This is a genomic window from Dyella sp. SYSU CM1112, assembly GCF_058216415.1.
Genome location: NZ_JBZEGI010000027.1, coordinates 1 through 13,278 on the forward strand (window position 1 = coordinate 1; position 13,278 = coordinate 13,278).

Annotated in this window: 11 protein-coding genes; all 11 read left to right on the plus strand. The window is 61.3% G+C overall.

Going from position 1 to position 13,278, the window contains the following annotated elements:
- Positions 1-469 (plus strand): DUF2345 domain-containing protein (locus AC4HNJ_RS21195; RefSeq protein WP_490481608.1); only part of this gene is annotated, 469 nt, incomplete at its 5' end.
- Between the two features lie 3 nt (positions 470-472).
- Entirely contained in the window at positions 473-1,330 is an 858-nt protein-coding gene (locus AC4HNJ_RS21200) for a DUF4123 domain-containing protein (RefSeq protein ID WP_490481609.1), read from the plus strand.
- Between the two features lie 22 nt (positions 1,331-1,352).
- Positions 1,353-4,055: a T6SS effector BTH_I2691 family protein gene (locus tag AC4HNJ_RS21205; protein ID WP_490481610.1), complete on the plus strand. Its 2,703-nt coding sequence runs from the start codon at positions 1,353-1,355 to the stop codon at positions 4,053-4,055.
- The gene (locus AC4HNJ_RS21210) at positions 4,052-5,116 is read left to right on the plus strand and encodes a DUF6708 domain-containing protein (protein WP_490481611.1); all 1,065 of its coding nucleotides are present in this window, start codon (positions 4,052-4,054) and stop codon (positions 5,114-5,116) included. Before AC4HNJ_RS21205 ends, AC4HNJ_RS21210 begins: the two co-directional genes overlap by 4 nt.
- 70 nt (positions 5,117-5,186) lie before the next feature.
- A complete protein-coding gene (locus AC4HNJ_RS21215; RefSeq protein ID WP_490481612.1) occupies positions 5,187-6,251 on the plus strand; it encodes a DUF6708 domain-containing protein in 1,065 nt (354 codons plus the stop codon).
- Positions 6,251-6,430 (plus strand): hypothetical protein, encoded by a 180-nt coding sequence (locus AC4HNJ_RS21220; RefSeq protein WP_490481613.1) that lies wholly within the window; start codon positions 6,251-6,253, stop codon positions 6,428-6,430. The genes AC4HNJ_RS21215 and AC4HNJ_RS21220 overlap by 1 nt, the downstream gene beginning before the upstream one ends.
- A complete protein-coding gene (locus AC4HNJ_RS21225; protein WP_490481614.1) occupies positions 6,427-7,494 on the plus strand; it encodes a DUF6708 domain-containing protein in 1,068 nt (355 codons plus the stop codon). The genes AC4HNJ_RS21220 and AC4HNJ_RS21225 overlap by 4 nt, the downstream gene beginning before the upstream one ends.
- A 70-nt stretch (positions 7,495-7,564) precedes the next feature.
- Positions 7,565-8,632: a DUF6708 domain-containing protein gene (locus AC4HNJ_RS21230; RefSeq protein ID WP_490481615.1), complete on the plus strand. Its 1,068-nt coding sequence runs from the start codon at positions 7,565-7,567 to the stop codon at positions 8,630-8,632.
- A gap of 70 nt (positions 8,633-8,702) precedes the next feature.
- Entirely contained in the window at positions 8,703-9,767 is a 1,065-nt protein-coding gene (locus tag AC4HNJ_RS21235) for a DUF6708 domain-containing protein (RefSeq protein WP_490481616.1), read from the plus strand.
- Positions 9,768-9,878: 111 nt separating this feature from the next.
- A complete protein-coding gene (locus AC4HNJ_RS21240; protein ID WP_490481617.1) occupies positions 9,879-10,127 on the plus strand; it encodes a PAAR domain-containing protein in 249 nt (82 codons plus the stop codon).
- 13 nt (positions 10,128-10,140) lie between these two features.
- Positions 10,141-13,278, plus strand: a 3,138-nt coding sequence (locus AC4HNJ_RS21245; protein WP_490481618.1) for an ImcF-related family protein, incomplete at its 3' end; no start/stop codon positions are given.

Sequence of the window (13,278 nt, forward strand, 5' to 3'; positions counted from 1 at the left end):
TACCATCTTGCACAGCGCGGGCGAAAACATCATCTGCGCCGCGGGCAAGGATGCCGATGTCAACGCCATGGGCAACGTGCATGTCGCCGCGGCCCAGCAGATCAGCCTGTTTGCAGAGGGCGGCATCCAGCACACCGCCAACCAGGGACCGGTCACGATGAAAGCGCAGAACGCCATGATGGTGCTGGAAGCGCTCAAGGATTTGAACATCCTCAGTGCCGACGGCTCGCTCAACCTCAGCGCCAAGCAGGAAATACGCCTCAGCGCCGGCGGCTCGACCGTCGTCATCAACGGCAACGGCATCCAGAATATTACGCCCGGCGACATCATTGAAAAATGCGCTTCGTGGGATGTGGATGACGGAGCATCCTCCTCGCTTACGGCATCCCTGCCGGCAGTGCAGGATTGCACCATCCGTCATGAGGGCGCCACGTCTCGCCATGATGCCGTCGTGCCGATGGAGTCCTGAGAGATGGACCTGCATCCGGAGCCCCTCGACGCACTGCCACGCCTGCTGGACCAGTGCAACTATGCCCTGATCGACCCCACTACGGTGGAAGCCGAATGGTGGAAACACTTGCCGGTGCATTCACTGGCGCCTTCGCAGTATGCCGATCGCGCGGCACAACTCCCTTATGTGCTGCCGTTGCGCACACTAAGCGTCGAGCAGCGCAACGCGTTGCACGCACAAATGATCGAACGCGACAGGGCCAGTCACTCGCCACTGCTTTGCCTGTTGATCGAAAGCGAGCAGACCCTTGGTCACATCGTGCGCCATGGCAGCCGCATGCTGATCGTCAACGCGCCGGACGACGGAAAAGCCTATCAACTGCGCTATCACGATCCCCACACGCTTACGCAATTGGCCTGGCTGTTCGATGCCGATCAGTGGCGGACACTGCTAGGCCCTGCCACTGCCTGGCTCATTCCGCTGCAGGGTTGGCAGCGACTGACGCCGGACAGCAACGCCGTAGCCGCGCCCACGCTTCGCCTGCATCCCGGCCAGTGGCCGTCGTTGCGTCGCGTGGGCACGATCCATCGCCTTCTGGCGCAACAGCAAACGCCTGTCGCCCAGCATGCCGTAGAAGGACACAAGCTGGATGCATGGCTGAGCCTCGCCGCTACGCAGGGCCTGACGCACGAAGACGACGCTATCGCCTTCACGCTGCATGGCCTCACACGCCACCCGCAGTTTTATCGCCATCCCTCCTTTGCGCCCATCCTCGCCGAGTGCGCCGAACACCCGCAACGCTATAGCCGTGTGACGGCAAGCATCAGCGAGGCGGCATGGCAGCGCATCGCCACCGGCTTATCCGCTCGTGCGGATTGACCCACGCACTGGAACACGCTCAATGACCATTCCGCCCTGTCCCTACTGCGAGAAAACCGGCCTGCCGATCCTGTTGACGCGCTACGGCATCGCACCCAGCCAGCCCTTTGCCGTCGATCCCGCCGCCAACGTCAGCCAGGCCGCAGCACCCCAGGCGGCCACCTTCATCGGCGATCCGCAACCGGCGGTGCCACTGGATGCCAGTTGTCAAACCCATTACACCGTGCGCAGCCTGCGCGGCGGTTACGTCTACGTCTATTACGAGGTGAACAAGCACTGGGAGGCCTACACCGTCGACAGCGATGCACGCCTTTCCCAGGTGATGCTCAGCGACACTCCGCCACCGGCGCGGACGTTTCATGCCTCATGTCAGGGCGATCCGCGCAAAGCCGCCAACGCCGCGTTGCTTACCGTGCCCGACCCGGAAACCGCCGGCAAGGTGTGGCTCGGGTTTTCCGATGCATGGTGGACCGCCGCCGTGCGCAAGGCCAACGAGAGCGAGAACGCGCGCAAGCAACACATGCGCTGCATTGACGTGCAAGGCTGGTACAACCACAAACGTCCCTCGAAAGCACCGCCACAGTCCGCACCGATCACCGCCGTGGATGCGATGGTCGCCGACTACGCCATGCCGGTGACCGACGGCGCGCTCGCCTTTTTCTGGAGTCCCTTCCCGTATCTGGCCAGGCAGGACGAAGTCACGGCGCTGAAGACCGAATGCCAGCGCTTGTGCCCGAACAAAGGTCTGGTCATCGTGCTGGACGATCCGGTGGGACTGGCGCAGGAACTGCCGGCCTTGATCGACAAGCGCTGGAGCGGCTTGCTCAGGCAGAAAGACCAGGGCGACCCCGTGCATCCCGGGGAACCCTGGGGCCGCAAGCTCTCCTTGAACGCCGATCTCGCCACCCTGCAACAGCATGTCGAGAAGCAGGCCGAAGCCAAGGCCTACGCCGATGCCCGCCAGTTGCATCAGGATGTCGAATGGTCCGATGGCGACGGCATGCCCGTGCCCAACACCGCCCTGCTGCTGCCCAGTTACCGCAACGCCGCCCAGGCCATCCTCGACGAACAGGTCAGCGAAACCGATCTGGCCGCCGCCCGCGCCAAGCGCTGGGGCGCTTACGAAAAACGGTTCGACGCGGATCAGCGCAAAGCCTTCAACGAGCGCTTCGCCAAGGCCGCCACCCAGCACGATGCCCAGTTCACCCACCCGTTGGCGAAGACCCATGCCGCCTGGCTGCGCAGCACGGCGTTGCAAGCCGTGTTCGAGCACCACTTCGACCCGGACGATATCAACACCGGCGTCGCGTTTGCCGGAACCGTGCTGGCCTGCATGGCCGGCACCGGCGGCGTGAGCCCTTGCATCGCGGTGTACGAAGACTGGCTCCAGCAACCCGTGGCGACCAGCCCGTTGTGGCGCGCGATGCTGTTCAACCACACGCCCCTGCTGCACGCGGTGAACCAGGCCTCCGACGGCAAGGAGGCCCCCTTCACCAACATCGACGACTGGTCCAACCTGTTTGCCGTCTACGTCACGGCCATCAACGGTCTCAAATTCGTCGGGGTCGAGACCGATCGCGTGGCCAGCGTCGATGTGCTGCCCGCCATGCTGCACGAACTGGGCGCGCTGCCGGTAAAGGTGTTGATGGCCGGCGGCCATCCGGCCATGGCCCTGCAAGCCGTGCTCGGCCTGCATGCCGGCCAACCCGTGCGCTGGGTGCGGATGATGGGCACGCGCCGGCACCTGTACACCGCGGTACTGGAAGTCACCCTGGAATCACAGCCCAACCGCGGCGTATCCCTGAGCCACCTGCAGCAGGCCGTGGACGAACAACTGCGCACGCTGAGCATCGAAGTCGGCAGCCTCGACGAAGAACTCCGCGCCTGGATGCTCGTCTTCGATGACACCCGGCTCAAGGCCATCGCGCAACAGCGCATGACGCCGGCGCAACGCGCTGACGCCTTGGCCAAAAGCCTGAAGCTGGTCTCGGTGTCCAACGAATCGTTTATTGGCGTGAAAGCGTTTCGCGACAGCACACTGGCTAAAACGGTCGAGTACGCGCGCCTGCCCGGCGCACTGGCCAGTGTCGGCCTGGTGCTGAGCCTGTGGGGACTGCACAGCGCGTACCGGGCCGACGCCTCCGCCACGAGAAACCAGCCAGGGCATGAGCGCGCCTTGCTCAAGATCGGTGCGATGTATGCCACCACGATCGGCAGTTTGATCGAAGTGGTACGCACGGGTGCGGTCGCCGCAGCGGGCAAGAGCATTCCGTGGCTGAGCCCGTGGCTGGCCGCACGCGTGGAACGGAAAGGGTTTCGGATGTTGGAGGGAACTGGCAGCGTGTTCGGGGGTGCTGGACTGATAATTTGTGCGGTGATTGATGTTGAGAATCTGTGGGAAGCCAAGCAACGTCAGGAACGTGGCATGGCCGCTCTCTATTTCCTTAATGCCGCGGCTGAAACTTATGTCGGCGGCAATACATTCTTTTACGGTTTGAATCTGCTTTTCGGTTTTGGCTGGGAAATCGATCTCTTTAGTCCGTGGATTCTCTTTGCCACAGCCGCCATCCTCGTGGTGGGCGTCCTTATCGAACTGGAAAAAGACCCGCCCACGATGGACTGGACGCGTCGCTGTTTATGGGGGCCGGACAGCAGCTACCAGACTGAAGCGGAAGAAACCGATACGTTCCGGAAAGCGCTAAACGCCGAAGTGAGCGCCGCATGAAACCGTGGCTGCAACGACTGCTGGCAAGCAACAACGGCGTGGTGATGTCCGGGCGCTATTTACGCGAACCGGCATGGACACCGAGCGAGACCTTCAAGAAATACCGACTGGCGCAGAAACACCGGATCGATAACGATCCGGTGAACTTGGGCAGCGTCATCACGTTCAACGAAAGCTTTATGGACGTGGTGGATTGGGCCTACCAAAAAGTGGGGCCAGCCGAAGTTATGTGGACCTTTATAGCGTTGGGTCTCCTCGCTTTTGTTGGCGCCTTCGACTACTCAGCTTTCGCCTCTCCACCGCCGCCAGACCAGCTTCTGGCCGAATGGGCGTTAGACTCATTAGTTACCGTCGGATTCCTGTCTTTTGCACTGTGGTACGGCCGCATTCTGTTCAACACCTACACTGGCTGCACCCATTACCCCGTACGTCTCGACCGCAAAAACCAGATGGTGCATGTCTTCCGCCATAACGGCGAAGGCGGCGTCAGCAGCTACCGATGGCGTGACATCACCTTTGGTCTCGGTGCCGGAGCCCTGCAACGCTGGTTTGTGCAATCCGTTATCCATGGCTACGTCCAGCGTGATGACGGCAGCTACGACTATTTCCGTCTCGGCGTACTGAGTACGTCCATCGAAGTGGCGATACGGCAATGGGAGTACTACCGCCGCTACATGGAAGAAGGCCCCGATGCCGTGCCCGCGCCAGAGCTCCTGCTGCCCATCGACGGCAAGCGCGAATCCTTCCGTGTCGGTGCGCAGCATTGCTGGTTTGTCTTTGGCCCTTATTTCCTGCCGGCGATCCTTTTCGCGATCCTGAATGTCCCCGGCAGCCTGCTGCGCTGGTTCATCATGCACGTCACGCGCCGTTTGCCGCGCTGGCCGCAGCACATCCTCGACCTGTGTCCGGTGGCACCGAACGATAGCTACGCTTTCAAACCGCTCAAGCCGGTCAACGTGTCACTGACGCTGGCCTTCATCGTCACCGTGAGCGTGCTCGCTCTCGACACCCTGCTGCTGTACCACTTCATCCACTGGTTGAGACAGCCGGGATTTCACTGATAAGCATGACAAGCACCGCCATGGAAACCGACACGTTCCGGAAAGCGCTAAACGCCGAAGTGAGCGCCGCATGAAGCCCTGGCTCGAAAAGCTGTGGGCAGGCAACAACAGCATGGTGATGTCGGGACGTTATTTGCGCGAACCGGCCTGGACACCCAGCGAGACCTTCAAGAAATACCGGCTGGATCAGAAGCATCGCGTCGATACCGATCCGGTGAACCTGGGCAGCGTGATCGCGTTCAATGAAAGCTTTATGGATGTAGTGGATTGGGCCTACCAAATAGTGGGGCCCTACGAAGTGATATGGACCTTTATAGCGTTGGGTCTCCTCGCTTTTGTTGGCGCCTTCGACTACTCAGCTTTCGCCTCTCCACCGCCGCCAGACCAGCTTCTAGCCGAATGGGCGTTAGACTCATTAGTTACCGTCGGATTCCTGTCTTTTGCACTGTGGTTCAGCCGCATCCTGTTCAACACCTACACTGGCTGCACCCACTACCCCGTCCGCCTGGACCGTAAAAATCAAATGGTCCACGTCTTCCGCCACAACGGCGAAGGCGGCGTGAGCAGTTATCGATGGCGTGACATCACCTTCGGTTTTGGCGGTGGCGCGTTGCAACGCGGCCTTTCCCGATCCCTGATCCATGGCTACGTCCAACGCGAGGACGGAAGCTACGACTATTTCCGTCTTGGCGTAATGAATACGTCCATCGAAGTGGCGATACGGCAATGGGAGTACTACCGCCGTTACATGGAAGAAGGCCCCGATGCCGTGCCCGCGCCGGAGCTCCTGCTGCCCATCGACGGCAAGCGCGAATCCTTCCGCGTCGGTGCGCAGCATTGCTGGTTTGTCTTTGGTCCTTATTTCCTGCCGGCGATCCTTTTCGCGATCCTGAATGTCCCCGGCAGCCTGCTGCGCTGGTTCATCATGCACGTCACGCGCCGTTTGCCGCGCTGGCCCCAGCACATCCTCGACCTGTGTCCGGTGGCGCCGAACGATAGCTACGCTTTCAAACCACTCAAGCCGGTCAACGTGTCACTGACGCTGGCTTTCGTCGTCACCGTGAGCGTGCTCGCTCTCGATAGCGTGCTGCTGTACCACTTCATCCACTGGTTGAGACAGCCGGGATTTCACTGATGAGCATGACAAGCACCGCCATGCTCATCCTTGGCGTCCTTATCGAGCTGGAGAAAGACCCGCCCACGATGGACTGGACGCGTCACTGTTTGTGGGGAGCGGACAACAGCTACCAGAGCGAAGCGGAAGAAACCGACACGTTCCGGAAAGCGCTAAACGCCGAAGTGAGCGCCGCATGAAGCCGTGGCTGCAACGACTGCTGGCAAGCAACAACGGCGTGGTGATGTCGGGGCGCTATTTACGCGAACCGGCGTGGACTCCCAGCGAGGCCTTCAAGAAATACCGACTGGCGCAGAAACACCGGATCGATAACGATCCGGTGAACTTGGGTAGCGTCATCGCGTTCAACGAAAGCTTTATGGACGTGGTGGATTGGGCCTACCAGAAAGTGGGGCCGGCGGAAGTTATGTGGACCTTTATGACGCTTGGTCCGTTGGCTGGTCTCTGGCCCTTCTATTACTTCACGTTGGTTACTTCGCCACCATCGTCGGATGAGTTTCTGTCCACGTGGGCAGTACTTTCGGTAATTACAATCGGACTCCTGTCTTTTGCACTGTGGTATGGCCGCATCCTGTTCAACACCTATACCGGATACACGCACTATCCGGTGCGCCTCGACCGCAAAAACCAGATGGTGCATGTCTTTCGCCACAACGGCGAAGGCGGCGTCAGCAGCTACCGATGGCGTGACATCACCTTCGGTCTCGGTGCCGGAGCCCTGCAACGCTGGTTTGTGCAATCCGTTATCCATGGCTACGTCCAGCGTGATGACGGCAGCTACGACTATTTCCGTCTCGGCGTACTGAGTACGTCCATCGAAGTGGCGATACGGCAATGGGAGTACTACCGCCGCTACATGGAAGAAGGCCCCGATGCCGTGCCCGCGCCGGAGCTCCTGCTGCCCATCGACGGCAAGCGCGAATCCTTCCGTGTCGGTGCGCAGCATTGCTGGTTTGTCTTTGGTCCCTATTTCCTGCCGGCGATCCTTTTCGCGATCCTGAATGTTCCCGGCAGCCTGCTGCGCTGGTTCATCATGCATGTCACGCGCCGTTTGCCGCGCTGGCCCCAGCACATCCTCGACCTGTGTCCGGTGGCGCCGAACGATAGCTACGCTTTCAAACCACTCAAGCCAGTGAACGTGTCACTGACGCTGGCCTTCGTCGTCACCGTGAGCGTGCTCGCTCTCGACAGCGTGCTGCTGTACCACTTCATCCATTGGTTGAGACAGCCGGGGCTTCACTGATGACCGTGACAAGCACCGCCATGGAAACCGATACGTTCCGGAAAGCGCTAAACGCCGAAGTGAGCGCCGCATGAAACCGTGGCTGCAACGACTGCTGGCAAGCAACAACGGCGTGGTGATGTCCGGGCGCTATTTACGCGAACCGGCATGGACACCGAGCGAGGCCTTCAAGAAATACCGGCTGGCGCAGAAACATCGTATCGATAACGATCCGGTGAACCTGGGTGGCGTCATCACGTTCAATGAAAGCTTCATGGATGTAGTGGATTGGGCCTACCAGAAAGTGGGGCCGGCGGAAGTAATGTGGACCTTTATGACGCTTGGTCCGTTGGCTGGTCTCGCAAACACCTACTACATAGTTTTGGTTACATCACCACCACGACCAGACCAGCTTCTGGCGTACATCGGATTTCTTTCATTAGCTACAGTCGGATTCCTGTCTTTTGCACTGTGGTATGGCCGCATCCTGTTCAACACCTATACCGGATACACGCACTACCCGGTACGTCTCGACCGCAAAAACCAGATGGTGCATGTCTTCCGCCACAACGGCGAAGGCGGCGTCAGCAGCTACCGATGGCGCGACATCACCTTTGGTCTCGGTGCCGGAGCCCTGCAACGCTGGTTTGTGCAATCCGTTATCCATGGCTACGTCCAGCGTGATGACGGCAGCTACGACTATTTCCGTCTCGGCGTACTGAGTACGTCCATCGAAGTGGCGATACGGCAATGGGAGTACTACCGCCGTTACATGGAAGAAGGCCCCGATGCCGTGCCCGCGCCGGAGCTCCTGCTGCCCATCGACGGCAAGCGCGAATCCTTCCGTGTCGGTGCGCAGCATTGCTGGTTTGTCTTTGGCCCTTATTTCCTGCCGGCGATCCTTTTCGCGATCCTGAATGTCCCCGGCAGCCTGCTGCGCTGGTTCATCATGCACGTCACGCGCCGCCTGCCGCGCTGGCCCCAGCACATCCTCGACCTGTGTCCGGTGGCGCCGAACGATAGCTACGCTTTCAAACCACTCAAGCCGGTGAACGTGTCACTGACGCTGGCCTTCGTCGTCACCGTGAGCGTGCTCGCTCTCGACACCGTGCTGCTGTACCACTTCATCCATTGGTTGAGACAGCCGGGATTTCACTGATGAGCATGACAAGCACCGCCATGGAAACCGACAAGTTCCGGAAAGCGCTAAACGCTGAAGTGAGCGCCGCATGAAACCGTGGCTGCAACGACTGCTGGCAAGCAACAACGGCGTGGTGATGTCGGGGCGCTATTTACGCGAACCGGCGTGGACTCCCAGCGAGACCTTCAAGAAATACCGGTTGGCGCAGAAACATCGGGTCGATACCGATCCGGTGAACTTGGGTAGCGTCATCACGTTCAACGAAAGCTTTATGGACGTAGTGGATTGGGCGTATCAAATAGCAGGGCCTTACGAAATCTTCTGGCTGCTCGGTCTGCTTCTTGTTCCATCACTTGCAATGATGATCACTTGGAGTTTTATTTCAGACCCTTGGACTGGCGATGACTTTATTCAAGGATTACTCGCAGTAATCTTTCTCAATTTACTAGCCCTTCCTTTTTTGGTTTGGTTCAGCCGCATCCTGTTCAACACCTATACCGGATACACGCACTATCCGGTACGTCTCGACCGCAAAAACCAGATGGTGCATGTCTTCCGCCACAATGGCGAAGGTGGCGTGAGCAGTTATCGATGGCGCGACATCACGTTTGGTTTTGGCGGCGGTGCGTTGCAACGCGGCCTTTCCCGATCCCTTATCCATGGCTACGTCCAGCGTGATGACGGCAGCTACGACTATTTCCGTCTCGGTGTACTGAGTACGTCCATCGAAGTGGCGATACGGCAATGGGAGTACTACCGCCGCTACATGGAAGAAGGCCCCGATGCTGTGCCCGCGCCGGAGCTCCTGTTGCCCATCGACGGCAAGCGCGAATCCTTCCGTGTCGGTGCCCAGCATTGCTGGTTTGTCTTTGGTCCTTATTTCCTGCCGGCGATCCTTTTCGCGATCCTGAATGTTCCCGGCAGCCTGCTGCGCTGGTTCATCATGCACGTCACGCGCCGCCTGCCGCGCTGGCCCCAGCACATCCTCGACCTGTGTCCGGTGGCGCCGAACGATAGCTACGCTTTCAAACCGCTCAAGCCGGTGAACGTGTCACTGACACTGGCCTTCGTCGTCACCGTGAGCGTGCTCGCTCTCGACAGCGTGCTGCTGTACCACTTCATCCACTGGTTGAGACAGCCGGGGTATCACTGATTGATTGCCTTGCGCACTGAGCTATCCATGGACTGGCACACATCATCCGCGCCACGGGACCGGTTATTGCACCGCTCACGTCACTCTACGTTTTTCGATCAAGGAACTCCTATGTATCGCGCCATCCGCTTCGGCGACGAACTGGAACACGGCGGCAAGGTCACCGCCGCGTCGTCCAACATGCGTGTGCGGGGCCGTTATGTCGCGCGCAAAGGCGACGATGTGACGTGCTCCAAGCATCCGAACGTTGCATCGAACAAGATCAGCGAAGGCGACGCCAAGGTCACCAACCGCGGCGTTCCCGTGGCACGCCATGGCCATCGCGCGTTGTGCGGTTGCCGATTGCTCTCCAGTCTGTAATCAGGGCACGGTTATGCCTGTCGATCTGCCTGCACCACCGCCGAATACCACGCCCCCCGCCAAGCCCAATCCATTCGTGTGGATGGCGCTGTTCGTGGTGGCCATGGCCATTGGCATCGCGTACACCTTGCTGACCTGGCAGCAAGGCGCGTCGACGCATACCGCATGGTTCTGGCTGCAATTGCTGTTTTTTCCGGCGATGGGATGGTTCCTGCTGCTCGGTTTGCGGCTGTATTACGTCGAGCAGGAAACCGATCGTATCCGAGGCCAGCTCGACGTGTGGGAGGCACGCTGCGAGGAAGCGGTATATTTCGCGCAAGAGCCGCTGGCGGTGCTGGGATCGGCCTATCTCACGGCACTGGGTGAGGCCGGCATCGCGCAGACACTTGCCGAAGGCAGCAAGCAGCTCGTCTCACGCACCCCTGCCGGTGGCATCACGACGGTTCGGCACACGGCTTTGCAGCTGATCGATGATCCGGTGCTGGCGGACCGCTACGCCTCCTGCTTCCACGAACTGCTCGCCGCCCTCGATGCGCCGTTGCGCCGCCTTCCTGCTCGCGCGCCGCTAGAGGTTTACCTGCATTGCCCTGCCGAATTGGCCATCGACACGCTGAAAGCGCACTGGCAGACGTGCTGGAAAAAAGCGGGCCATCCGCAGGTTTCCTTGTCGGTACTTCCATCGCACGACAGCGTGATGACCCTGGACACCTGGCTGGACGAACACGGCGGCCCGGCCTTGGAAAAATTCGTGCTCGTCGTCGCCGTGCAACTGCACGCCGTTCCACCCCCCGACAGCGCGGAAGCCGCCGTCGCACTCCTGCTCGGCTGGGCGCCGCTTGCACAGCGCAACGCTTTATCTATCGACGCCCTGTTGCACCGTCCCGTCGCGATGACGAATGAAACGCTTACCGAGACGCTGGCCACGGCGCTGCGATGGGGCCGTACGCAGCCCGCACAGGCCACAGGGTTATGGCAGGCCGCGTTCGATGGCCCCGGCAAGACCGGCGTGATCCAGGCGGGCGCCGATCTCGCGATGGCGGCGTGCGCCAGCGATGACTTGAGCGGCGTGCACGACATCGATCATGCGCTGGGCGATGCCGGGATGGCGGCCCCATGGCTCGCGCTCGCCCTGGCCGCCGAACACGCCGCGCAAACCGGCGCGCCGCAAGCGGTGGCGCTACGCCGCCCTACCTTATGCATGGCGGTTGCACAGCCTGCCGTGCCCCTCCCCTCACGCAGGACCGCAAGGATGAAAATGTCTGGCTATTGGATGGTCGTTATCGCGCTGACGTTGGTGGCGTCCGTGATCGCCTGCTTTGAAGGGGCCGCCCTTTCGCCCTCGCCGCTCACGCGTGTGCTGGCCGTGCTGCTGGCGGGCTGCATGCTGTTGCTGGGCCGTGCCCTGTTCACGCGGCTTTGGCGCGGCACGGCACAGCTTGCATCCCGCCGCGACACCGACCGCTACACGCGCGATGCTTCCGCCCGCGGGACCACCACGAACGCCCCGTCCACCAGCACGGGCGCGTCATGGTTCGAGCCATTGCGGCAAATCCTTCGCGCACGCCACGGCTGGCGCTGGCGATACCGCCAACCCTGGCTGCTGCTTACCGGTGACCGCAGCGCCATCGAGCAACTGCTGCCGCAGCTCATCGAACACGGTTATCTGATCACGGCTGACGCCGTGCTGTTGTGGCGTGCGAACGACACGCATGGCCTCCCTGACATCGCCTGGCTCACCCAGCTCTACCGGCTTCGCCGCCGCCGTCCGGTGGATGGCCTCGTACTGGTGATGGATGGCAACACGAACACGTTCGCGCCGGCGCGCGGGCGACTGGATGCCGGGCTCTCTCTGACCCGCATCGCCCAGACCTTGCGCTGGTCCGCACCGGTCTATGTGCTCGATGCTGCGTTAAGCAATGAGATGGATGACAGCGAGACGCCTGTGACAGGCTGCGAACTCGCCGCGCATGATGATGCAACATCCATTGAAACCCATCTGCTGACACTGCGCGACCGATTGACCCAACTCGGCATACAACGCCTGAGTGCCGACACGCGCGATGCTTACATAGCCAAACTTTCCGAACGGCTCGATCGACGCGCGGCTCCACTGGCGACCTGGATCGCTGGTTTTGCCTCACGCCTACCGATGCGGGGCGTGTTTTTCACATCCTTACCCGCAGCGTTCACCGAAAGCACCGACGCGCCAAGCGTCGTCCTCCCATCTATCTGGTCACATTTGGGAGCAATGGCACGCCGCGATCGCGGGCGCCGTACCGCCCTGCATCCCATCACCCTGTGTGCCGTCATCGGATTCGCCCTGCTCGGCCTGTGGACCGCCGGCATGCTGATCTCCGCCACCACCAACGCCCGCGACCTGCAGCACACGCAAGCAGTGGTTCGCACGCTGGGCCAGGGCGACGATGCCGCGCAGTTGCGCGCCTTGCTTGCCTTGCAGCAGCAAATCACCTTGTACGAAACCCGCGTGCAGCAGCATGCCCCGCTGAGCACGCGCTTTGGCCTCAATCACGATCGCGCCATCCTCGCCGCGCTGTGGACGCGGTATGCGCAGGTCAGCCGCACGCTGCTGACCCAGCCGGTGCGGCTGAGCCTGGAAGCGTCGCTGCGCGATATCACGCGTGTGCGCGCGGATGCCTTGCAAAGCCATGCCGTGCAGCGCCAGGGTTACGACACGCTCAAGGCGTATCTGATGCTGGCCGAACCGGCCCGCACCGATGCGGCCTTCCTCGCCCCGCAGATGGCCCGCGCCTGGCCGGTGGTGACCACGATGCCACCGGGCGCATGGCAGGACACCGCGCAACGCCTGGCGGCGTTTTATGCCGGCCATCTCGCCGCGCATCCCGCGTGGCGCATCGACGCCGACACGTCGCTGATCACCGCCGCACGCAGCACGCTGATCCACCAGATCGGCCTCGCCAATGCCGACGATACGGTCTATCGCGCGATCCTCGCACGCGTTAGCGGCAAGTATGCCGATGCCTCGCTCGCCACCTTGCTGCACGGCGCGGATGCGCAAGGTCTGTTTTCGACCTCGCAAACCGTGCCGGGGGTGTATACGCGCGCCGCGTGGGACGGCATGGTGGCGCAAGCCATCGACGACGCCGCGCAAGCCCAACCGGTGGCCAGTGAC

What these genes read in the sequence shown, in the direction of transcription:
- AC4HNJ_RS21200 (WP_490481609.1), top strand. Translation starts at nt 473, where the DNA reads ATGGACCTGCATCCGGAGCCCCTCGACGCACTGCCACGCCTGCTGGAC.
- AC4HNJ_RS21205 (WP_490481610.1), top strand. Translation starts at nt 1,353, where the DNA reads ATGACCATTCCGCCCTGTCCCTACTGCGAGAAAACCGGCCTGCCGATC.
- AC4HNJ_RS21210 (WP_490481611.1), top strand. Translation starts at nt 4,052, where the DNA reads ATGAAACCGTGGCTGCAACGACTGCTGGCAAGCAACAACGGCGTGGTG.
- AC4HNJ_RS21215 (WP_490481612.1), top strand. Translation starts at nt 5,187, where the DNA reads ATGAAGCCCTGGCTCGAAAAGCTGTGGGCAGGCAACAACAGCATGGTG.
- AC4HNJ_RS21220 (WP_490481613.1), top strand. Translation starts at nt 6,251, where the DNA reads ATGAGCATGACAAGCACCGCCATGCTCATCCTTGGCGTCCTTATCGAG.
- AC4HNJ_RS21225 (WP_490481614.1), top strand. Translation starts at nt 6,427, where the DNA reads ATGAAGCCGTGGCTGCAACGACTGCTGGCAAGCAACAACGGCGTGGTG.
- AC4HNJ_RS21230 (WP_490481615.1), top strand. Translation starts at nt 7,565, where the DNA reads ATGAAACCGTGGCTGCAACGACTGCTGGCAAGCAACAACGGCGTGGTG.
- AC4HNJ_RS21235 (WP_490481616.1), top strand. Translation starts at nt 8,703, where the DNA reads ATGAAACCGTGGCTGCAACGACTGCTGGCAAGCAACAACGGCGTGGTG.
- AC4HNJ_RS21240 (WP_490481617.1), top strand. Translation starts at nt 9,879, where the DNA reads ATGTATCGCGCCATCCGCTTCGGCGACGAACTGGAACACGGCGGCAAG.